The sequence below is a fragment of the Methylobacterium indicum genome (genome assembly GCF_017347565.1).
Lineage (GTDB): Bacteria > Pseudomonadota > Alphaproteobacteria > Rhizobiales > Beijerinckiaceae > Methylobacterium > Methylobacterium indicum.
Genome location: NZ_AP024145.1, coordinates 1,786,707 through 1,806,603 on the forward strand (window position 1 = coordinate 1,786,707; position 19,897 = coordinate 1,806,603).

Annotated in this window: 20 protein-coding genes; 6 read left to right on the forward strand and 14 right to left on the reverse strand. The window is 71.0% G+C overall.

Translation table 11 applies throughout. The features are described from left to right. Positions 1–45 precede the first annotated feature (45 nt). From miv_RS08330 to miv_RS08355, 5 genes are all read right to left on the reverse strand, one after another. Entirely contained in the window at positions 46–1,380 is a 1,335-nt protein-coding gene (locus miv_RS08330) for a histidine kinase (RefSeq protein WP_207182252.1), read from the reverse strand. Between the two features lie 73 nt (positions 1,381–1,453). Next, positions 1,454–2,746 carry an adenylosuccinate synthase gene (locus tag miv_RS08335; protein ID WP_207182253.1) on the reverse strand — a complete coding sequence of 431 codons (1,293 nt, stop codon included), beginning with the start codon at positions 2,744–2,746 and terminating at the stop codon, positions 1,454–1,456. 161 nt (positions 2,747–2,907) lie between these two features. Then, positions 2,908–3,270: a hypothetical protein gene (locus miv_RS08340; RefSeq protein ID WP_207182254.1), complete on the reverse strand. Its 363-nt coding sequence runs from the start codon at positions 3,268–3,270 to the stop codon at positions 2,908–2,910. 67 nt (positions 3,271–3,337) lie between these two features. After that, entirely contained in the window at positions 3,338–3,949 is a 612-nt protein-coding gene (locus miv_RS33905; RefSeq protein WP_425312965.1) for a HigA family addiction module antitoxin, read from the reverse strand. Between the two features lie 191 nt (positions 3,950–4,140). Beyond that, entirely contained in the window at positions 4,141–4,992 is an 852-nt protein-coding gene (locus miv_RS08355; protein WP_207182255.1) for a D-amino-acid transaminase, read from the reverse strand. A gap of 197 nt (positions 4,993–5,189) precedes the next feature. On the opposite strand from miv_RS08355, the gene miv_RS08360 reads away from it, so the two are divergent. Further along, a complete protein-coding gene (locus miv_RS08360; protein WP_058619644.1) occupies positions 5,190–6,116 on the forward strand; it encodes a dihydrodipicolinate synthase family protein in 927 nt (308 codons plus the stop codon). Between the two features lie 252 nt (positions 6,117–6,368). Here miv_RS08360 and purB read toward each other — a convergent pair whose 3' ends face one another. The 3 genes from purB to miv_RS08370 form a co-directional block, all read right to left on the reverse strand. Next, positions 6,369–7,679: an adenylosuccinate lyase gene (purB, locus tag miv_RS08365; RefSeq protein WP_207182256.1), complete on the reverse strand. Its 1,311-nt coding sequence runs from the start codon at positions 7,677–7,679 to the stop codon at positions 6,369–6,371. A gap of 141 nt (positions 7,680–7,820) precedes the next feature. Then, the gene (locus miv_RS33705) at positions 7,821–7,925 is read right to left on the reverse strand and encodes a CU044_2847 family protein (RefSeq protein ID WP_280529465.1); all 105 of its coding nucleotides are present in this window, start codon (positions 7,923–7,925) and stop codon (positions 7,821–7,823) included. 53 nt (positions 7,926–7,978) lie between these two features. Further along, positions 7,979–8,134, reverse strand: coding sequence for a hypothetical protein (locus miv_RS08370; protein WP_165602022.1), 156 nt, complete (start codon positions 8,132–8,134; stop codon positions 7,979–7,981). A 21-nt stretch (positions 8,135–8,155) separates the two neighbouring features. Between miv_RS08370 and miv_RS08375 the strand changes: the two genes are divergently transcribed. Further along, positions 8,156–8,623, forward strand: coding sequence for a hypothetical protein (locus tag miv_RS08375; RefSeq protein WP_207182257.1), 468 nt, complete (start codon positions 8,156–8,158; stop codon positions 8,621–8,623). A gap of 260 nt (positions 8,624–8,883) precedes the next feature. Then, positions 8,884–10,641 carry a hypothetical protein gene (locus miv_RS08380; RefSeq protein ID WP_207182258.1) on the forward strand — a complete coding sequence of 586 codons (1,758 nt, stop codon included), beginning with the start codon at positions 8,884–8,886 and terminating at the stop codon, positions 10,639–10,641. Positions 10,642–10,679: 38 nt separating this feature from the next. On the opposite strand, the gene miv_RS08385 is transcribed toward miv_RS08380, so the two are convergent. The 3 genes from miv_RS08385 to miv_RS08395 form a co-directional block, all read right to left on the reverse strand. After that, a complete protein-coding gene (locus miv_RS08385; protein ID WP_207182266.1) occupies positions 10,680–12,572 on the reverse strand; it encodes an autotransporter domain-containing protein in 1,893 nt (630 codons plus the stop codon). A gap of 157 nt (positions 12,573–12,729) precedes the next feature. Next, positions 12,730–13,482 carry an arginyltransferase gene (locus miv_RS08390; protein ID WP_207182268.1) on the reverse strand — a complete coding sequence of 251 codons (753 nt, stop codon included), beginning with the start codon at positions 13,480–13,482 and terminating at the stop codon, positions 12,730–12,732. Between the two features lie 163 nt (positions 13,483–13,645). Beyond that, the gene (locus miv_RS08395; protein WP_048431121.1) at positions 13,646–14,167 is read right to left on the reverse strand and encodes an RDD family protein; all 522 of its coding nucleotides are present in this window, start codon (positions 14,165–14,167) and stop codon (positions 13,646–13,648) included. Between the two features lie 306 nt (positions 14,168–14,473). Between miv_RS08395 and miv_RS08400 the strand changes: the two genes are divergently transcribed. Further along, positions 14,474–14,758 carry a hypothetical protein gene (locus miv_RS08400; protein ID WP_207183695.1) on the forward strand — a complete coding sequence of 95 codons (285 nt, stop codon included), beginning with the start codon at positions 14,474–14,476 and terminating at the stop codon, positions 14,756–14,758. A 129-nt stretch (positions 14,759–14,887) separates the two neighbouring features. Continuing rightward, on the forward strand, positions 14,888–15,802 hold the full coding sequence (locus miv_RS08405; protein WP_425312966.1) for a transporter: 915 nt from the start codon (positions 14,888–14,890) through the stop codon (positions 15,800–15,802). 18 nt (positions 15,803–15,820) lie between these two features. Here the strand turns inward: miv_RS08405 and miv_RS08410 are convergent, their stop codons facing one another. Genes miv_RS08410 through hemB form a run of 3 tightly spaced genes read right to left on the reverse strand, consistent with a single transcriptional unit; the run spans position 15,821 to position 18,589 of the window. Next, positions 15,821–17,062, reverse strand: a complete 1,242-nt coding sequence (locus tag miv_RS08410) for a threonine ammonia-lyase (RefSeq protein WP_048461570.1) — start codon at positions 17,060–17,062, stop codon at positions 15,821–15,823. A gap of 49 nt (positions 17,063–17,111) precedes the next feature. Next, positions 17,112–17,483, reverse strand: coding sequence for a hypothetical protein (locus miv_RS08415; protein WP_207182270.1), 372 nt, complete (start codon positions 17,481–17,483; stop codon positions 17,112–17,114). Between the two features lie 56 nt (positions 17,484–17,539). Further along, positions 17,540–18,589 carry a porphobilinogen synthase gene (hemB, locus tag miv_RS08420; RefSeq protein ID WP_048430793.1) on the reverse strand — a complete coding sequence of 350 codons (1,050 nt, stop codon included), beginning with the start codon at positions 18,587–18,589 and terminating at the stop codon, positions 17,540–17,542. Between the two features lie 252 nt (positions 18,590–18,841). On the opposite strand from hemB, the gene miv_RS08425 reads away from it, so the two are divergent. Continuing rightward, on the forward strand, positions 18,842–19,894 hold the full coding sequence (locus miv_RS08425) for an enoyl-CoA hydratase/isomerase family protein (protein WP_207182271.1): 1,053 nt from the start codon (positions 18,842–18,844) through the stop codon (positions 19,892–19,894). Positions 19,895–19,897 lie beyond the last annotated feature (3 nt).

Below are 19,897 nucleotides of genomic sequence, written 5' to 3' on the forward strand. Positions count from 1 at the left end.
ATGATCGCGTCTCGTGCCGGCGGGCCGGTCAGCCGTGCCGGGCCCTTACGGCTGCCACTGCTCGAAGGCTTCCCGCAGCACCTTCTCGCCGGCATTGCCCTTCTCGAAGGTCAGGATCGCCCGGTTGCCGTTGGCGTAGCGGATCGGCAGGTCGATCCAGTTGCGCTTGAGCAGGAGGTCGGTGTTGCGTTCGATATCGGCCTTCAGGTTCGAGAGGCCGATCAGGAACAGGTTGTCGCGCACCGGCACCGGCAGGCCGGAGACCGGCGAGCCGCGGCTGGATTCGTCGTCCTTGAACTGGATCAGGCCGACGTCGCGCACCGTGCGGTTCGCGTCGGTCGAGGTGAAGGTCAGCTCGATGATGTGCGAGGCCGGCAGGGTCGCGTCGGTGTTGCGGCGCAGGACCATCGCGAGGCTGAGGCCCGCATCCGGCACGTCGACGGTTGCCCGCACCACGGTCTGGAGCGGCTGGCCCTGGCCGGCATTCACCGCGTCGAGGCGCCAGACCACCCGGGCCTGGGTCGCCTTCGGGGCCGAGCCCTGCGGGCCGTTCTCCTCGTAGAGCGTGCCGCGCTGTGCCACCGCGAGATCGGGCGTCGGCGCGGGACGGGCCGTGCCGCCCTGGGGCGCGGCGGGTGCCGGCGCGGGCGCCGGGGCCTGGGGCGCCCGCTCGCCACCGACCCGGTCGGCGAATTTCGAATCCTGGGCCTCCGCCGGCCGGTTGGGACCGTTCTCGGCAAACCCCGTCGGCAGAGCGGCCGGGTTGTCGCGCAGGGACCAGGCGGTGACCGCGATGGCGCCGACGATCGATGCCAGCACCGCCGCCACGATGCCGTTGCGCACCAGCCGCGAGCGGTCGCGCTTCGGCGCCACCACGTCGAGGCGCGGACGCTGCGGGCCGCCGGCGGCCGTCTCCGTCCCCGGTTCCTCGGCGGCCGGCTCCGGCGTGCGGGGGCGGGCCGGGGGCAGCTTCAGCTCGACCGGGGGACCGGCCTCCGGTAGGGCGTCGGCGGTGTGGGGCGCGGGGTCGGGGAGGGGGGCGGGCGGGGTGGCCCGGGGCAGTCCGGGCTTCGCCTCCGGCTCGGCCGGGGAAGGCGCGGGCGTCGCATCGGCGGCCGGCGCCGGTGGTGACGGTTCCGGATGCGCCTCCCGGGCCGCGGGATCCGGCTGGCCGCCATGCTCGATCTCGAGCCGGGCGATCGCCCGGTCGAGGGAGACCCGCTCCGCCTCGATATCGGCCTCCGACAGGGGCGGATCGAGGGAGCGGAGCTGGCCGATCAGTGCCGCGCGGGCGCGCTCGTAGACCGTGTGGCGCAGGTCGGGCGAGCGGTCGGGCAGGGCCTCGAGGGCACGGGCGAGCAGGGGGTAATAATCGGCCATGGTCGCCGCATGCCTTGTCGTGCGGGGCGGCGGGCGTCAAGCTTCGCCCGCCGGGATGCGCGCAGGGATCCGCTCAATCCTCGAAGGGGTTGTGGACCAGGATGGTGTCGTCCCGCTCCGGCGAGGTCGAGAGCAGGGCGACCGGCGCGCCGATCAGTTCCTCGATCCGGCGCACGTACTTGATCGCCTGGGCCGGCAGATCGGCCCAGGAACGGCCGCCCGCGGTGGTCTCGCTCCAGCCCTCGAAGGCCTCGTAGATCGGCTCGACCCGGGCCTGGTCGGCCTGGCTCGCCGGCAGGTGGTCGATCTCGCGGCCGTCGAGGCGGTAGCCGGTGCAGATCTGGATCGTCTCGAAGCCGTCCAGGATGTCGAGCTTCGTGAGCGCGATGCCGTCGATCCCCGAGGTCCGCACGGTCTGGCGCACCAGGGCGGCGTCGAACCAGCCGCAGCGGCGCTTGCGGCCGGTCACGACGCCGAACTCGCGGCCGCGCTCGCCGATCCGCTCGCCGATCGCGTCGGTGAGCTCGGTCGGGAACGGCCCCTCGCCGACCCGGGTGGTGTAGGCCTTGACGATGCCGAGCACGTAGCCGATCGCGCCCGGGCCGAGGCCCGACCCCGTCGCCGCCTGCGCGGCCACGATGTTGGACGAGGTCACGTACGGGTAGGTGCCGTGGTCGACGTCGAGAAGGGCGCCCTGCGCGCCCTCGAACAGGATGCGCTTGCCCGAGCGGCGGGCGTCGTCGAGGAGCGACCACACCGTGTCGGCGAAGGGCAGGATCTTGGGGGCGATGGCGAGCAGCTCGGCCTTCAGCGCCGCGCCGTCGATCTCGTCGATGCCCAGTCCCCGGCGCAGGGCGTTGTGGTGGGCGAGCAGCCGGCCGATCTTGGCATCGAGCATCTCGGCATCGGCGAGGTCGACGACGCGGATCGCCCGGCGGCCGACCTTGTCCTCGTAGGCCGGGCCGATGCCGCGCTTGGTGGTGCCGATCTTGAGCACCGCGTTCGAGGTCTCGCGGAAGTGGTCGAGCTCGCGGTGCAGCGGCAGGATCAGCGTCGCGTTGTCGGCGATGCGCAGGTTCTCGGGGGTGATGGTCACGCCCTGCTGGCCGATCCGGGCGATTTCCTCCACGAGGTGCCAGGGATCGACCACCACGCCGTTGCCGATGACCGACAGGGTGCCGCCGCGCACCACGCCCGAGGGCAGGAGCGACAGCTTGTAGGTCACGCCGTCGATGACGAGGGTGTGGCCGGCATTGTGCCCGCCCTGGAAGCGCACCACGACATCGGCCTGCTCGGAGAGCCAGTCGACGATCTTGCCCTTGCCCTCGTCGCCCCATTGGGCGCCCACGACGACGACGTTCGCCATATCACTAATACCCGTCCCTGCCCGCCGCGCGAAAAGCCCCGGCGCACGAGGCGCGGGGCTGATCGGCTGCGAATGGTGTCACGCGTATGCGCTCTTCGGCGATCCGGGCCTGGAAATCAAGCTGGGCCCGGGAGATGCGTCAGGCGCGCGGGGACAGGGGCCTACTTCGCCTCGGTGCCGGGACCCTGGCCCGGCAGCTCGCCGGGCTTGATCACCGGGGTCGAGTTCGGGGTCGGCTCCGGGGGCTGCACCGCCATGTCGGGCGTTCCGGTGGCCGGCGGCTTGATCACGCCGTCGGAGCGCTGGAGCTTGTCGCTCAGCGTCGAGCCGGTGGTGTCGGACTTGTCGGCGTTCGTGGTCGCATCGCCGGGCCGGACCTTCTCGGGGATGGTCTGGTTCAGGGGCGGCAGGTTCGGATCGCGGTCGCGCCCCTTCAGGGGTACCTCGGGCGACTGGGCGAGGGCGGCGGTGGCGCCGGCGACGATCGCCAGCGCGGCGAGCCCGCCACGCATCAGCTTGGACATCGGGTTTCTCCTGCGAGTGGAGTCTCCCGAAGGAAACCGGGCCGGCTCCCGAGGGTTCCGGCCCCGCTCAGGCCGCCTCGCGCTGCAGGGGGCGGATGTCGTCCATCGCCGCACCGATCGCCGCGCGGGCGGTCAGCAGGTCGAAACGGCTCTGCAGGTTCACCCAGACCTGCGGGTCCATTCCGAAATAGCGTCCGAGCCGCAGGGCGGTATCGGCGGTGATGCCGATCTCCTCGCGGGCGATGCGCTCGATCCGCGTCCGCGGCACGCGACACGCCTTCGCGATGGCGTAGGCCGTCAGGTTCAGCGGAACCATGAACTCTTCCCGCAGAACCTCGCCCGGGTGCATCGGCGGCAGGACGGTATCGCTCTCGTACTCGGTGCTCATGCCGGTCGTCTCCCACGGAGCAGGGCGCTGCCCGGAACGGTGGTCGTCAGTGATAGTCGACGATCTCCACGTCCTCCGGTCCGATTTCCGTCCAGCGAAAGCACACGCGGAACTGATCGTTGATCCGGATGGCGTGTTGCCCGGCGGAACCTTCAGGGCGTCGAGGGAGGTTGCCGCGTCCAGATAGTCGAGCTTGCGCCGGGCCGTCTTGAGAATGTCGGCCGGGATACCCTTCGGATGCCGTCCCTCGAAGACGTGGCGGGTCCGCTCATCGGCGAAGCTGCGGATCACGAGGCGGCCCCCTCATCGGCATTTGGTATCGCACGCCGATACGGTCTGATCAAGTGAGACGTATCGGTGCCCGATACGAGCGCGTCGCGGTCTCCGTCGGTCGCCGCGGACATGCCCGGGACTTTCCGGGGCAATCCGCGAGCGAGCCGGCCGTCCGCGGCAGGCGGAACGACGCGCAGCCGTCCTTGCCGTCAGCCGGCCCTGGCCATCTCCAGATAGAGGTCGCGCAGGCGCCGGGTCATCGGTCCGGGCTGGCCGCCGCCGACGCGCTTCCCGTCGATCTCGATCACCGGCATCACGAAGGCCGAGGCCGAGGTGAAGAACGCCTCGGCGGCGGCCTCCGCCTCCGCCACCGTAAAGGCGCGCTCCTCGACCGTGAGCCCGTTCTCCTCGGCGAGCCGCATCACCGCGCGGCGGGTGATGCCGGGGAGCAGGGCCGTCGAGAGCGGGCGGGTGACGATGCGGTTGTCCTCGGTGATGATGAAGGCGGTGGAGGAGCCGCCCTCGGTCACGAAGCCGTCCTCGTGCATCCAGGCCTCGGCGACGCCGGCGGCGGCGGCCTGCTGCTTGGCCAGCACCTGGGCGAGCAAGGCCACCGACTTGATGTCCCGGCGCTTCCAGCGCAGGTCCTCGACGGTAATGACCTTGGCGCCGCGCTCGGCGAGGGGGTTGGCCGAGACGGTCTTCGCTTGCGTGAACATCACCACGGTCGGCGGCGTGCCCTCGGGCGGGAAGGCGAAGTCGCGCTCGGCGACGCCGCGGGTCACCTCCATGTAGACGAGGCCTTCCTTGAGGCCGTTGCGGGTGACCAGCTCCTCCTCGAGCCTCGTCCACTCGGCGATGCTGTGGGGGTTGCGGATGCCGATCTCGGAGAGCGACCGGTCGAGGCGCGCGAGATGGGCCTCGTTGTCGACGAGGCGCCTGTCGAGCACCGCGCTCACCTCGTAGATCCCGTCGGCGAACAGGAACCCGCGGTCCATGATCGGGATCGTCGCCTCCTCGAAGGGCACGAAGCGGCCGTTGACGTAGACGATGCGGGACATGGCGGGTCTTCCTCTCGCGGGGCCGGCGGCGCGGCCATACACGAACAAGCCGCCCTTCAAGCACCACGCGGCGCCCGGCGGCAAGCGCGATTCCGGCCGCCCCGCCCTGCGCGAATCCGGCGGGCCCCCGGCGCGCGGGGCGGTTGCGCTCCGTTGCGCGCGCGACCTATCGTTCGCCGACACGGAGAGGACACGACATGCGGCTCACCCCCGACGCGAAGGGCGTCTTCCCCATCGCCCCGACCCCGTTCCACCCGGACGGCCGCATCGACGAGGCCTCGATCGACCGGATGACCGATTTCTACGGCGAGATCGGCGCGACCGGCCTCACCGTGCTTGGCATGATGGGCGAGGCGCCCAAGCTCGACGGCGCCGAGGCGATCGCGGTCGCCTCCCGGGTGATCCGGCGCACCAAGCTTCCCGTCATCATCGGCGTCTCGGCCCCGGGTTTCGCCGCCATGGGCTCGCTCACCCGCGCCGTCATGGAGGCGGGCGCGGCCGGCGTGATGATCGCGCCGCCGCCGTCCTTGCGCACCGACGACCAGATCGTCGGCTACTACGCCCAGGCCGCCGAGGTGATCGGGCCGGACGTGCCGTTCGTGATCCAGGACTACCCGCTGACCCTGAGCGTGGTGATGACGCCGGGCGTGATCCGCCGCATCGTCGCCGACAACGCCAATTGCGTGATGCTCAAGCACGAGGACTGGCCGGGCCTCGAGAAGATCTCCGCGCTGCGCGCCTTCCAGCGCGACGGGTCGATGCGGCCGATCTCGATCCTGTGCGGCAATGGCGGCCTCTTCCTCGACTTCGAGTGCGAGCGCGGCGCCGACGGGGCCAATACCGGCTACGCCTTCCCGGAGATGCTGGTGGATGTCGTCCGCCTCTCGGCGGCCGGCGAGCGGGCGCAGGCCCACGACATCTTCGACGCCCACCTGCCGCTCCTGCGCTACGAGCAGCAGCCCGGCGTCGGCCTCGCGGTGCGCAAATACGTGCTGATGCGCCGGGGCATCCTCGCCTCGGACGCCCAGCGCAAGCCCGCCGGCGGCCTGTCGGCGGCGGCCCGCGCCGAGGTGGACTTCTTGCTGGAGCGCCTGGGGCGGCACGACCCGCGGGCGCGGGTGTAACGCCGACTCTTGGTCGGGTCTGATCGAGAAAAGCCAAACTCTCCGCGTCATCCCGGGGCTCGCCGAAGGCGAGAACCCGGGATCCATAGCCGCTGAGATTTCAAGACGAGACAGATCGCGTTCCGCTTCGTCTTGCGACGTCAGCGGTTATGGATCCCGGGTTCCGCTTTCGCGGCCCCGGGATGACGCGGAGGTTTCAATTCAGCCTGCGCGTGGTGTGGCCCGGCGCATTGGAGCGTCCGGCCCGTCCACTTACTTCTCCGAGCCGAACACCCGTCGGAAGATCGTGTCGACGTGCTTGAGGTGGTAGCCGAGGTCGAAGCACTCGGCGATCGCCTCGGGCTTCAGCGCCGCGGTCACCTCCTGGTCGGCCTGGAGCAGGGTGAGGAAGTCGCCCTCGCCGCGCCAGACCGGCATCGCGTTGCGCTGGACCAGCCGATAGGCGTCCTCGCGCGACACGCCGGCTTGCGTGAGCGCCAGGAGCACCCGCTGCGAGTGGACGAGGCCGCCGAGCCGGTCGAGGTTGCGCTGCATCTGCTCGGGATAGACCAGCAGCTTGTCGACCACGCCGGTGAGGCGGGCGAGCGCAAAGTCCAGGGTGACGGTGGCGTCCGGGCCGATCATCCGCTCGACCGAGGAATGCGAGATGTCGCGCTCGTGCCAGAGCGCCACGTTCTCCATCGCCGGCAGCGCGTAGGACCGGACCATGCGGGCGAGGCCGGTCAGGTTCTCGGTCAGCACCGGGTTGCGCTTGTGCGGCATCGCCGAGGAGCCCTTCTGGCCCTCGGAGAAGTATTCTTCCGCCTCCAGCACCTCGGTGCGCTGGAGGTGGCGCACCTCGATCGACAGCCGCTCGATCGACGAGGCGACGACGCCGAGCACCGCGAAGAACATCGCGTGGCGGTCGCGCGGGATCACCTGGGTCGAGACCGGCTCGACCGTGAGGCCCATCTGGGCGGCGACGTACTCTTCCACCCGCGGGTCGATATTGGCGAAGGTGCCGACCGCCCCCGAGATGGCGCAGGTGGCGATCTCGGCGCGGGCCGCGACGAGACGGGCGCGCGCCCGCTCGAACTCGGCATAGGCCTGGGCGAGTTTGAGCCCGAAGGTGACCGGCTCGGCGTGGATGCCGTGCGAGCGGCCGATGGTCGGGGTGAGCTTGTGCTCGAAGGCCCGGCGCTTGAGCGCGGCCAAGAGCCCGTCGATGTCGGCAATGAGCAAGTCGGCGGCGCGGGCGAGCTGCACGTTGAGGCAGGTATCGAGCACGTCCGACGAGGTCATGCCCTGGTGGACGAAGCGCGCCTCTGGCCCGACGATCTCGGCGAGATGGGTCAGGAACGCGATCACGTCGTGCTTGGTGACGCGCTCGATCTCGTCGATGCGCGCGACGTCGAACACCGCGTCGCGGCCCTTCTCCCACACCGTCGCGGCGGCCTCCTTCGGCACGACGCCGAGTTCGGCGAGCGCGGTCGTGGCATGGGCCTCGATCTCGAACCAGATCCGGAAACGCGTCTCCGGCGACCAGATCGCCGTCATCTCGGGCCGGCTGTAGCGGGGGATCATCGTCGGGGCTCCTGCTCGTCGGGGCGGGGGTGATGCCGCGACGGCTAGGGGAAGCGGGTCGAGAAGGCAAGGAAGGGGAGGGCGGGTGCCCGCGCCGCCCACCGGTGCATGCCTTTCCCTCGTCCCGGCGACTTGCCCCGGCTATTTGCCGTTTCCCCAGGTCAGCGTGACCTTGAACTCGGCCTCGGTGTCGCCCGAGACGATCCACAGGTCGCACTCGCCGGTGAGCGAGGCGCCGAACTCCATCTAGATCCCGTCCGGCCGGTTCGGCAGGGCGCCGACCGTCTCCTCCACCGCCTTCAGGCCGGCGAGCGAGCCGAGCGCCGCCTCGAACTGTCCTTGGTCTTGCGCGCGACGTCGTCGGCGATGCCGATTTCCCCCATCGCCCCGCCCTCGGGCGCGCCGATCAGGACTTGGTGCCCGTCCGGCAATTCGACTATCATCCGGGCCGTCATGATCTGGATCTCCGCCGCTCGATGATTCAGAAGAGCCTCGTCCACATCTACGCGACTCATCCACGGCGGACTTTCGTCTGCTGCGGCGCGTTCATCAAGGGTGGCTACGTCGCGACATGCCGTCATGTCTGGACGACGGCGACGGCAAAAGACGGAGGCACCGAGAAGCAGGTCGAAAACGTCTTTCCTGATCATCGCGATCCCGCCGCGTCGGCCATCGTCGGATCGCTCTTGAGCGACTGTGATCTCGGCCGGGGACCTGCGCCGGACCTGGTGCTCCTGTCGCCCAGTGCGGTCCCGCCCGACATCGTTGCCTTGCAGGCCGCCGCCGACACGGCCAGGGAGACGGGGGAGGCACAGGCCTTGGCCGGGTTGGTCGATCCCGGGCGTCCGGGCGGATCGTTCCAGGTCGAGATCATGGGGAAGCTCGCCGAGATGATCGGTGCGGATGGACTGCGCCAGTTCATCGGCGCGAATTCCGCCGGCTAATGGCCGAAGCGCGGCTCCAGCGGCTCACCCGTCTTCCTGACCAGGGGCCAGCAGCTCGCCGGCATCCTCAGCCTCGCGACCTTCCAGGCGAATGCCGGCGAGGCCCATCTCCGGGAAGCCTACGTGGTGCCCGGTACGGTCGTCCGGGAGCATCTCATCGCGTTCCAGGCCCTTCCGGTCGCGAGGGAGAATCATATTCCGTTTGCCGATTTGCAGGACATTCTTGAAAGACCATTCTCGAAAGACTTGGAGCTCAGAATATGGCGGTCGCCGACATTCCGAGGCTGCTGCGGGAGTACATCAAGGCGTCCCGGGCCCATGGCCGAAAGCCGCCGGCCCCGTCGAACGATGTCGACATCGCTGCCACCGTCGAGCGGTCGCGAAGCCTGGTTCGGGATCTCAAGCCGAGCGAAGCCCTGAGCGTCCTGACCGCACGCATCGCCGAGGAGAACGAAGCGCATGCACGGCGCCTGATTCCGCTCCTGAAGGAGAAGGCCGAGGTGCAGCGCATCGTGTCCGATCATACCGGCAGGTTGGCGATACTTGAGGAAATCGCGCGGATTGGCGGTTCCGATGCAGCTTTGTGGGGCGAGATCGGCGATATCCAAATCTTGCTGGGAAACAGCCAGGATGCGCTAGGAGCTTATTACCGCGCTCGTTCTGCAGCGATGGCGGATCAAGACGAACGCAATATCTCGAACAGTCACGAGCGGATCGGCGACGTTCTGGTGGCGCAGGGTGATGGAGCCGAAGCTCTGGCGGCGTACCAGGCGTCGCTCGCGCTCCGCACCGCTCTCGCTCAGCGCGATCCGGCCAACACGGAGTGGCAGCGCGATTTGTCGGTCAGTCACAATAAGATCGGCGACGTTCTGGTGGCGCAGGGCGATGGAGCCGGAGCCCTGGCGGCGTACCAGGCTTCGCTCGCGCTCCGCACCGCTCTCGCTCAGCGCGATCCGGCCAACACGGAGTGGGAGCGCGACCTGTCGGTCAGTCACGACCGGATCGGCGACATTCTGGTGGCGCAGGGTGATGGAGCCGGAGCCCTGGCGGCGTACCAGGCTTCGCTCGCGCTCCGCACCGCTCTCGCTCAGCGCGATCCGGCCAACACGCAGTGGCAGCGCGATCTAGTGGTCAGTCACAGTAAGATCGGCGACGTTCTGGTGGTGCAGGGTGATGGAGCCGGAGCCCTGGCGGCGTACCAAGCCGGGCTGGACATTGCCCGGAGCCTCGCTCAGCGCGATCCGGCCAACACGGAGTGGCAGCGCGACCTGTCGGCCAGTCACGAACGTATCGGCAATGTTCTGGTGGCGCAGGGTGATGGAGCCGGAGCCCTGGCGGCGCACCAAGCGGGGCTGGACATTGCCCGGAGCCTCGCTCGGCGCGATCCGGCCAACACGGAGTGGCAGCGCGACCTGTCGGTCAGTCACGATCGTATCGGCAATGTTCTGGTGGCGCAGGGCGATGGAGCCGGAGCCCTGGCGGCGTACCAGGCTTCGCTCGCGCTCCGCACCGCTCTCGCTCAGCGCGATCCGGCCAACACGCAGTGGCAGCGCGATCTATTGGTCAGTCACAGTAAGATCGGCGACGTTCTGGTGGTGCAGGGTGATGGAGCCGGAGCCCTGGCGGCGTACCAAGCCGGGCTGGACATTGCCCGGAGCCTCGCTCAGCGCGATCCGGCCAACACGGAGTGGCAGCGCGATCTGTCGGTCAGTCACAACAAGATCGGCGACGTTCTGATGGCGCAGGGTGATGGAGCCGGAGCCCTGGCGGCGCACCAAGCGGGGCTGGACATTGCCCGGAGCCTCGCTCAGCGCGATCCGGCCAACACTCAGTGGCAGCGCGACCTCGTGGTTTCCAACGTCAACTTGTCGGAGGTCGTCAAGACAGGAAAACGCGCCTATCTCGAACGCGCCCTTCAGATCGTGCGCGACCTCTACGAAACCAACCGTCTCGCGCCAGTCGATGCCTGGATGCTGGACGACCTCACCCGCCGCCTCAACGACTTCCCAGACGAGTAGGTGACCGGTGGTGCGGACCGGTCGCAGCCCGCGCCACCTCAGAACCGCATCGTCAGCCCGCCATTCACCGCATACCCGTCCCCACCCGTCCGGGCGAAGGTGGTGCCGCCGGTGAGCGTCAGGCTCACGCCCGGCGTCACGTCGGCGGCAAGGCCCGCCTCGACGAGGCCGTAGGTGCCCCGCGCGCCGCGGCCGAGCGGGGTGAGGATCGGCAGGAGCGGCGTCGAGGTGAAGGAGGTCGTCAGCGTGCGGCCGCCATCCAGGAATTCGTGCTCGGCGGTGACGTTGACGAAGGCGCGCACCGGCAGGCCGACGAGGGGGAAGGGCGCGGCGCGGACCTGCAATCCGGCGCGGCCGACGAGCGATTCGAGGCCGGTGGCGCCGACGGCCTGCGTCAGCACCGGGTCGCCCCGCTCGGTATAGGCGCCGACCCGGGTGGTGGCGTAGGTCAGGCCGACGATCGGGCCGAGGCGCACGGGACCGAACGCGTCGAACAGGTAGCCGGCCTTCGCCGCCACCGCGACGCTGTCGCCACTGGTGGCGCCGTTCAGCGGATCGACCACGCCGGGGCGGGTGACCGCGTAGTCGTGGCGGCCATAGGCCAGCACCGCGTCGGCGAAGAGGTTCGTGCCGGTGAACGAGCCGTAGGCGGCAAAGCCGTAGCTGTCGACGTCGATCGCGCCGGCGCCGCCCCGCAAGGACGCGTGCGGGTTGGCGTAGTTGAAGGCGAAGCCGAAGCGCACGCCCGGCATCGGCGTGGCCTCGAGCCCGATCGTGCCGCTCGGGCTGTCGTAATCGTAGCCGGTGGCGAACCCGCGGCTGGCGCGGCTGCCGCCGGCGTATCCGCCCTGTCCCCACACGATCAGCGGGCTCGACGGGGCGCCGAGCGGGGCGACGCCGGTGGTGCCGAGCGCGCCGGTCGTCGCGCCGGGAGCGGGGGCGAAGAGCCGGTAGGCGTCGAGGCGCTGGAGCAGGGATCCGGCGAAGCTCGTCGTGCCGATCTGGCCGAGCTCGGCCTGGGCGGCGATGCCGTTCGGCGCGGCGAGCGCGTTCGCCATGTAGCGCGACAGGACGAGGTAGCCGCCCTCGGTCAGATGGACGCCGTCGAGGGAGAGATACGTGTTCTGCACCGCCTTCGGGGCGCCGATGCAGGCGGCGGCGAGGGCGCAGGGCGTGGTGGTGTTGGCAAAGCCGTAGCGGCCCGGATCGGCGATGATGCGCTGGAAGATCTGGCCGTTGTCGAGGAGGAAGATCCGGGTGCCGGCGGCGGAATACGGCGCGAGGCCGGCCTGCAGCCCGTCGAAATAGGTGCGGGCGAAGAGGTCGGCCGCCGGGGCGTTGCCGGAGGCGGCGACCCGCGGCAGGCCGTTCAGGGTGGTGAAGCCGTTGAACACGATCGTCCGCGCGCCGGCGCCGACGATCTGCCCGACATTGCCGACGGCGTTCGCCGCCGAGATCCGGCCGAGCAGCGGCGCCTGGGCGGCGGTGAGCCCCGACAAAGCCGCGCCGATGCCGTCGTTGCCGCCGATGTTGATCGCGACGAGGTCGCCGGCGCCGAGGCGCTGGCCGCGGGCCAGGAACGCCGCCACCTCCTGGGTGAGGCCGGGCAGCAGGGCCGAGCCGACATTGCCGGTGCCGGTCTGGGCGCCGCCGACGGCGTAGTTCGTCACCGCGGCATCCGGCAGGCCGTAGATCGCCTGCAGCCCGTCGACGAAGTTGGCGCCGTTGGAGTAGCGGCCGTTCACGTAGGGAAAGCCGAGGGGCCGGCCGGTGAGGCGCACCACGTTGCCGGTATCGGCGTAGCTGTCGCCGAAGACCGTGAGCCCGGTCACGCCCTGCGCGGCCGCGCCCTCGACGCCCGCGAGCGCCGTGCCGGCGAGCCACACGGCGATCAGACCTGTCCGGCGCAGCCGCCCGAAATCCTTGCCCATCCGTCGTCTCCCCCGGGGCCTGCGGCGTCGCGGCACCGCTTCGGCCCAAGGATGGGGCAGGGCCGGGCGCGTCCGGTCAAGCTTCGTCCGGCCGGGTTACGGAGGCGAAAAGGAAAAGGCCCGGTCCTGTGGCCGGGCGGCGACAGGTCTGGGCCGCTCAGGTCTCCTCGACCCGGGCCCAGCCGTTCGGCATCAGCCGTTCCTGGGGGGTGAACTTGGCCTTGTACTGCATCTTGCGCGAGCCCTCGACCCAGTAGCCCAGATAGAGATACGGCAGGCCGAGGCTGCGGGCGCGCTCGATGTGGTCGAGGATCATGTAGGTGCCGAGCGAGCGCTCGGCCTCCACGGGGTCGTAGAACGAGTAGACCATCGACAGCCCGTCGGAGAGCACGTCGGTGAGGCAGACCGCGACCGGCCCGCCGACGCCGCGGCCGTTGATGGCGGTGTCGGGCCCGCGCTTGCGGTAGACCACCAGATGGGTGTCGACGTGGCTGTCCTCGATCATCATGGCGTAGTCGAGCACGGTCATGTCGACCATGCCGCCGTCGCCATGGCGGGCATCGAGGTAGCGGCGAAACAGCGCGTACTGCTCCGAGGCCGGCCGGTTGGGCTGGACCTGGCCGACGAGGTCGCGGCTGCGCTTCAGCACCCGGCGCTGGCTGTCGCTCGGCCGGAAGTCGTCCACCACCACCCGCACCGAGATGCAGGCGCGGCAGGTCTCGCAGGCCGGCCGGTAGGCGATGGTCTGCGAGCGGCGGAAGCCCCCCTGCGTCAGGATCTCGTTGAGGTCGCGGGCGCGCCGGCCGACGAGATGCGTAAAGACCTTCCGCTCCTGCTGCCCCGGCAGGTAGGGGCAGGGCGAGGGCGCCGTGAGGTAGAACTGCGGTGCGTCCCGCGGATGGCTGGTCACGCTTCGTCGTGCTCGCAGGCAGGGGCCGGCATCTGCGCCGCCGGGAAGGCCAGGATAGCACCGGCGCGGCCCGCCTCAACAGGCGGGTGGCGCGCCGGCGCCGATTCCCGGGATTTAAGCGCGGCAGGCGCCAGAAGGTTGCAGCCTCCGGGCGGTGGTGGCCTCAGATGTCGCGCACCACCGCGAGGTCGATGACGAGGTCGTGGCCCATCCGCCGGTCGGCCCGCACCACGCCGATGCCGATGTCGAGGAGCCAGAGCAGGAAGGTCGACAGCGCGAGGTAGAACAGCAGCGCGTGGACCGAGGCGGTGATCCAGTCCACCGGCCCGCCGGTCGTCGCCCGCACCGCCCGCAACCCGAGCATCCGCATGCCGAGCGTGCTCTGGCGCGGACCGCCGACCGTGATGGCGCTGTAGAGGATGCCGCTCGCCGGCAGGATCGCGTAGAGCACCCACGCCACCCCGAAGGTGATGACCCCGAGGAACGAGATCGCCAGCCACAGCAGGCAGCTGAAGCCGAAGATGAATACGATGTCGAGCAGGTAGGCCATGAAGCGCCGCGACAGCGAGCCGTGCGCCACCCGCACCGGCGGCCCGCCCCAGCCCGGCCCGGCCGGCGGATAGGCGCCCTGGTAGGGCCCGCCATAGGGCGCCCCTTGCGGGCCCGTCTGCCAGGAATTCGCCATCGCACCCGTCTCCGTTCTGCACCTCGCGATAAGGTGGGCGCGGCTCGTCTCCGTCTCAAGGGCGACGGTGGCGCGCGGTCTCGCAGCCGCGTCATCCCGAAAAAATCCCGGACGGCGACGCTCGGCGTGCCGCTGCGCACATTGCCGTAGATGACGAGGGATTAACTTGGGATTTTACTGATGTGTGCGGACGCACATCAGTAAAATATATCCTCTTACAAGATCTCGATATCGCAGACGGCGGCTTCCGGCAGCGGCAGGATATCCTGTCACGGGGGAAACCGCTCCGGCATCGAGGATCGCCCCATGAAGACGCTCGTCCTCTCGACGCTCGCCGCCACGCTGGCGGTGCCCCTTCTCGCCGGCGCGGCCCTGGCCGATGGCGGCGGGGGCGGGCGCATGCCGGCGGGCGGCGCCCACATGAGCAGCTACGTCCACCACCCCTACCACGACCCGCGCTCGTCCCACTCCCAGATGCGCGGCACGGGGCAGATCCTCGGTGCGCCGATGGTGGCCGAGCGGCCGGGGACGGGGCCGGCGCTGCAGGCGCCGGGGATGCGGAGCTGGGCGGTCCAGCCGGGACGCCGCTGACGCGTCCGGCCGGGGCGGGTCCGCCTCGGCGCGACGCGGGGACAGGACGGAGCAGCGACGGCGCCACGACGCCAGACAGAAAAACACGCCGTCGCTCGTCGATGAATCAAACGAACGGGAGGACGATCCGTGGCAGCAGACCCCAACGGGAGAGCGCGTCGGAGCGGATGGGAACGGGCCCGTGCCGCGCTGGGCGGGGCGGTCCTTGCGACCTCCGGCCTCGTCGCGGCGGCCGAGCCCGCCCGGGCCGGCTCCGCGGCGCAGCCCGGCCAGTCGCTCGGGCTGCCGGTCGGTGCGCAGATCCCGCACGGCGTGTACTGGATCACCACGACGAATTTCGGCGTCCGCGACACCGGCCCCGGGGTGACGCCGCTCAACGTCAATGCCACGACCCTGGCCTGGGCCACGCCCTGGGACATCCTCGGCGGGCGGCTGCAGCTCTTCGCCGCCGGCTCGTACTCGGCGGTCAGGCCGCAGGACAGCGACTGGCAGAGCGGCCTCGGCCAGCCGCTGCTCGCCGCCCAGCTCGCCTGGGACCTCGGCAACGATTTCGGCTTCAGCTACCTGCTCGGCGGCTACCTGCCGAGCCAGACGGGCTTCGCGACCCAGACCTCGTCCCTGACCCACCGTTTCGCGCTGAGCTACGTCGGCAACGACTGGAACCTGACCGGCCATCTGTTCTACGGCCAGTTCCTCGACACCACGTCGAAGTCGGGCGTCGTCTATCCCGACTACATGAACCTCGACCTGACCGCGACGAAGAAGTTCGGCAAGTGGCAGGTCGGCGGCGTCGCCTTCGCCTCCACCGACCTGCCGACCGGCGTGGCGGGGTCCCGCCCGCAGGGGCAGATCGCGGTCGGCGGGCTGATCGGCTACAATTTCGGCCCGGTGAACCTTCAGGCCTACGTCACCCGCGACCTGATCGACCGCAACTACGGCGGCCGCGACACCCGGGCGTGGCTGCGGGCGGTGGTCCCGCTCTACCAGGACAAGCAGGAGGCCGCGCCCGGCCGCACCCTGGTCACCCGCGAGCAGGCGCGCTGAGCCTGACGCGGCGGCGGGTCAGCCTCCCGTCGCCGCGGTCCCGAGCGGGCCGATCCGCCGCGGCTCCAGCCCCTCCTCGCGCAGGGTCTGGAGGATCTCGGCGGTGTGGCCGGGCCCGCGGGTCTCGATGGTCACGTCGATCGAGACGCTCTTGGCCGGCACGTCGAGATGCAGGCGGCCATGCGAGACCTCCAGGATGTTGGCACCCAGGTCGCCGAGGCGCCCCGCGACCTGGCCGAGCACGCCGGGCCGGTCGCTCGCGGTCATGCGGAACGAGATGATCCGGTCCGCGCGCTCCAATTCGCGCACCATCACGGAGGCGAGCAACCGCGCGTCGATGTTGCCGCCGCACAGCACCAGCCCGACGGTGCGGCCGGCGAACAGGTCGGGGCGGGCGAGGAGCGCGGCGAGGCCGGCGGCGCCCGCGCCCTCGGCGAGGCTGCGCTGGAGCGTGGCGTAGTCGTGCACCGCCCGCTCGATCTGCGGCTCGTCGACGAGGACGATCTCGCGCACGCGGTCGCGGATGATGGGCAGGGTCAGGCGGCCGACGGTCTTGACGGCGATGCCCTCGGCCAGCGTCGGGCCGCCGATCGGCCGGTCCACGCCGTCGATGGCGTTGAGGAAGGAGGGGTAGAGCGCGGCCTCGACGCCGTAGAGCGCCACCCGCGGCCGCAGGCTCGCGCCCACGGCGATGCCGCTCATCAGCCCGCCGCCGCCGATCGGCACCACCAGGCAATCGAGGTCGGGGGCGTCCTCCAGCATCTCGAGCGCGATGGTGCCCTGGCCGGCCATCACCAGGGGATCGTCGTAGGGGTGGACCAGCACGAAGCCGTGCGCCGCGACGAGGCGATCGACGGCCGCCGCCGATTCGACCAGGGTCTCGCCCTCCAGGACCACGGTGGCGCCGTGGGCCCGGGTGTTTTCCACTTTCACCAGTGGGGTCGTCGCCGGCATCACGATGGTGGCCGGGATGCCGAGGCGCCGGGCGTGATAGGCCACGGCCTGCGCGTGATTGCCGGCGGACATCGCCACCACCCCGCGGCGGCGCTCGTCCGGGGTGAGGGCGCTGAGGCGGTTGACCGCGCCGCGCTCCTTGAAGGCCCCGGTCGCCTGCATGTTCTCGTGCTTGACCAGCACCCGCGCCCCGGTGAGTTCCGACAGGCGCGGCGCCGGCACCAGGGGCGTGCGCAGCACATGGCCGCGGATGGTGTGGGAGGCCCGGACGACGTCGTCCGGGGTGATGGCGTAGGGCTGGCTCACGCGGGGGCTCTCCGGGGTGGCGGCACCATAGGGCCCGGCCGCGCCGGCGTCAGCCCGGCCCCGGATCGGCCAGCGCCGCGTCCGGCGTGTCGAGGTAGTAGTGCTTGAGCAGGTAGAGCGCCGCGCCGCCGACCGGGCCGCGGTCGCTCGTCAGCCCCGAGAGGTCGGTACGGCTCATCCCCGAGAACTCGCAGACCGCGTAGCGCGGCAGCGGGCTGCGGCCCTCGCGCTCCTGCGCGAAGTCGACCCGGATGCTGCGCTCCTGCGGGCCCGTCGCGGTGCGCAGGACGGTGATGCGGGTCCCCGCCGGCACCAGGGTGGGCAGGGCCCGCCGGCAGATCCGGGCCTGCTCGGCATCCGGGCTGCCGGCGCAGGCGGCCAGGCTCGCGAGCGCCGCGAGCGCCGCGAGCCTCGGTCTCACTCCCGCCGCGATCACCCTCGCCGCGATCACCCTCGCCGCGATCACCCTCTTCGCAATCACCCCTGCCGCAGCCGCTCGGCGACCCGCGGGGCGAAGTAGGTGAAGATGCCGTCGGCGCCGGCGCGCTTGAAGGCAGCCAGGCTCTCCATCATGGCGCGCTCGCCGTCGAGCCAGCCGTTCTGGGCGGCGGCCGCGATCATCGCGTACTCGCCCGACACCTGGTAGGCGAAGGTCGGGACCGAGAAGGTCTCCTTCACCCGGCGGATCACGTCGAGATAGGGCATCCCGGGCTTGACCATGACCGAGTCGGCCCCCTCGTCGAGGTCGAGGGCGACCTCGCGCAGGGCCTCGTCGGTGTTGCCCGCATCCATCTGGTAGGTGCGCTTGTCGCCGACCAGCGTGGCGCTGGTGCCGATCGCGTCCCGGAACGGGCCGTAGAAGGCGCTGGCATACTTCGCCGCGTAGGTCATGATCTGGACATCGCGAAAACCCGCCCGGTCGAGCCCGGCCCGGATCGCGCCGACGCGGCCGTCCATCATGTCGGAGGGGGCGATCACGTCGGTGCCGGCCTCGGCCTGGATCAGGCTCTGCTCGACGAGGAGCGCCACCGTCTCGTCGTTGACGATCACCCCGTCCTCCAGGAGGCCGTCATGGCCGTGGCTGGTATAGGGGTCGAGGGCGACGTCGGTGATGACGCCGATCTCCGGCACCGCCTTCTTCACCGCCCGTACCGCGCGGCAGACGAGGTTGTTGCGGTTGAGCGCCTCGGAGCCGGTGGCGTCGCGCAAAGACGGTTCGACGAAGGGGAAGAACGAGATCGCCGGGATGCGCAAGGAGGCGGCCTTCTCGGCCGCCCGCACCGCCTCGTCGACGGTCAGGCGCTCGACGCCCGGCATCGAGGCGACCGGATCGCGCCGGCCCTCGCCCTCGATCAGGAAGATCGGCCAGATCAGGTCGTCGACGGTCAGCGTCGTCTCGCGCACCAGGCGGCGCGACCACTCGGCCTTGCGGTTGCGCCGCGGGCGCTGGGTCAGTCCCAGGGAGGCCGGCTCGGTCCGGGCAGCTTCCCGGGCGAGCGGCCGGGGCATCGGCTGGATCTGCGACATCCGGGGTCGGGCCTCCTCGCGGCCCGCTCCAGGTCGGGCCTGATCTTCGTCGAATTCGTCCAATCCGCAGGTAGCACGTTCCGGGCGGCGCCAGAACCCGGGCGCGGCCGCATGGCAGGGCCGCGGGCGCCAGGCAGGTCCGCAGGCGCCAGGCAGGTCCGCGGGCGCCCGGCAGGACGCGGAGACGGGTGGCGGCGTTGACGCGACGGGCCCAGGGCGGTTAACCGCCCTTAACCGGGGGAGCGAGGCACCATGGGCGACGCGGGCGGGACGGCGGACGACACGGTGCTCGTCGAGCGGCGGGGGGCGGCGGGCTTCCTCACCCTCAATCGGCCGAAGGCGCTCAACGCGCTCACCCTCGAGATGGTGCGGGCCTTGCGCCGTGCCCTCGACGCCTGGGCGGCGGACCCGGCGGTGACCCGGGTGGTGATCCAGGGCGCCGGCGAGCGCGCCTTCTGCGCCGGCGGCGACATCCGCCGCATCCACGAGGAGGGGAGCGCCGGGCGCCATGCCGAGGCCGAGACCTTCTTTCGCGAGGAATACGAGCTCAACGCGCTGATCCAGCGCTACCCCAAGCCCTACGTCGCCTTGATCGACGGCATCGTGATGGGCGGCGGCGTCGGCGTGTCGCTGCACGGCTCGCACCGGGTCGCGGCGGAGCGCACCGCCTTCGCGATGCCGGAGACCGGGATCGGCTTCTTCCCCGATGTCGGCGCCACCTACGCGCTGCCGCGCCTGCCGGGCTTCGTCGGCACCTACCTGGCGCTCACCGGCGAGCGGATCGGGCAGGGCGACGTCGTCGCCTTCGGGCTCGCGACCCACGCCGCTCCGGCTTCGGCCTTTCCGGCGATTCGCGACGCGCTCGCGGAGGGCCGGCCGGTCGAGACGGCGATCGGCTCCCACGAGGCGCCGGCCGCCGGCCCGGTCCACGCCGAGCGGGCCCTGGTCGCGTCCTGCTTCTCGGCCGACACCGTGGCCGGGGTGCTCACCCGCCTCGACGCCGCCGGCTCCGACTTCGCGAAAAAGGCCGCCGCGACGATTCGCACCCGCTCGCCCACCAGCCTGCACTTGGCGCTGGCGCAGATGCGCCGCGGCGCCTCCCTGTCCTTCCCGGAGGCGATGCGGCTCGAATACCGCATCCTGTGCCGGATCCTGCGCGGGCACGATTTCTACGAGGGCGTCCGCTCGGTGCTGATCGACCGGGACGGCAAGCCGGACTGGCGGCCCGCCACCCTGGAGGCCGTCACGGCCGCGGACGTCGACGCCCATCTCGCGCCGATGCCCGGCGAGCCGAGCTTCACTTAGGCC

What these genes read in the sequence shown, in the direction of transcription:
- miv_RS08375 (WP_207182257.1), top strand. Translation starts at nt 8,156, where the DNA reads ATGATTCAGAAGAGCCTCGTCCACATCTACGCGACTCATCCACGGCGG.
- miv_RS08385 (WP_207182266.1), bottom strand. Translation starts at nt 12,572, where the DNA reads ATGGGCAAGGATTTCGGGCGGCTGCGCCGGACAGGTCTGATCGCCGTG.
- miv_RS08330 (WP_207182252.1), bottom strand. Translation starts at nt 1,380, where the DNA reads ATGGCCGATTATTACCCCCTGCTCGCCCGTGCCCTCGAGGCCCTGCCC.
- purB (WP_207182256.1), bottom strand. Translation starts at nt 7,679, where the DNA reads ATGATCCCCCGCTACAGCCGGCCCGAGATGACGGCGATCTGGTCGCCG.
- miv_RS08340 (WP_207182254.1), bottom strand. Translation starts at nt 3,270, where the DNA reads ATGTCCAAGCTGATGCGTGGCGGGCTCGCCGCGCTGGCGATCGTCGCC.
- miv_RS33705 (WP_280529465.1), bottom strand. Translation starts at nt 7,925, where the DNA reads ATGGAGTTCGGCGCCTCGCTCACCGGCGAGTGCGACCTGTGGATCGTC.
- miv_RS08355 (WP_207182255.1), bottom strand. Translation starts at nt 4,992, where the DNA reads ATGTCCCGCATCGTCTACGTCAACGGCCGCTTCGTGCCCTTCGAGGAG.
- miv_RS08380 (WP_207182258.1), top strand. Translation starts at nt 8,884, where the DNA reads ATGGCGGTCGCCGACATTCCGAGGCTGCTGCGGGAGTACATCAAGGCG.
- miv_RS08370 (WP_165602022.1), bottom strand. Translation starts at nt 8,134, where the DNA reads ATGACGGCCCGGATGATAGTCGAATTGCCGGACGGGCACCAAGTCCTG.
- miv_RS08400 (WP_207183695.1), top strand. Translation starts at nt 14,474, where the DNA reads ATGAAGACGCTCGTCCTCTCGACGCTCGCCGCCACGCTGGCGGTGCCC.
- miv_RS08335 (WP_207182253.1), bottom strand. Translation starts at nt 2,746, where the DNA reads ATGGCGAACGTCGTCGTCGTGGGCGCCCAATGGGGCGACGAGGGCAAG.
- hemB (WP_048430793.1), bottom strand. Translation starts at nt 18,589, where the DNA reads ATGTCGCAGATCCAGCCGATGCCCCGGCCGCTCGCCCGGGAAGCTGCC.
- miv_RS08425 (WP_207182271.1), top strand. Translation starts at nt 18,842, where the DNA reads ATGGGCGACGCGGGCGGGACGGCGGACGACACGGTGCTCGTCGAGCGG.
- miv_RS08395 (WP_048431121.1), bottom strand. Translation starts at nt 14,167, where the DNA reads ATGGCGAATTCCTGGCAGACGGGCCCGCAAGGGGCGCCCTATGGCGGG.
- miv_RS08360 (WP_058619644.1), top strand. Translation starts at nt 5,190, where the DNA reads ATGCGGCTCACCCCCGACGCGAAGGGCGTCTTCCCCATCGCCCCGACC.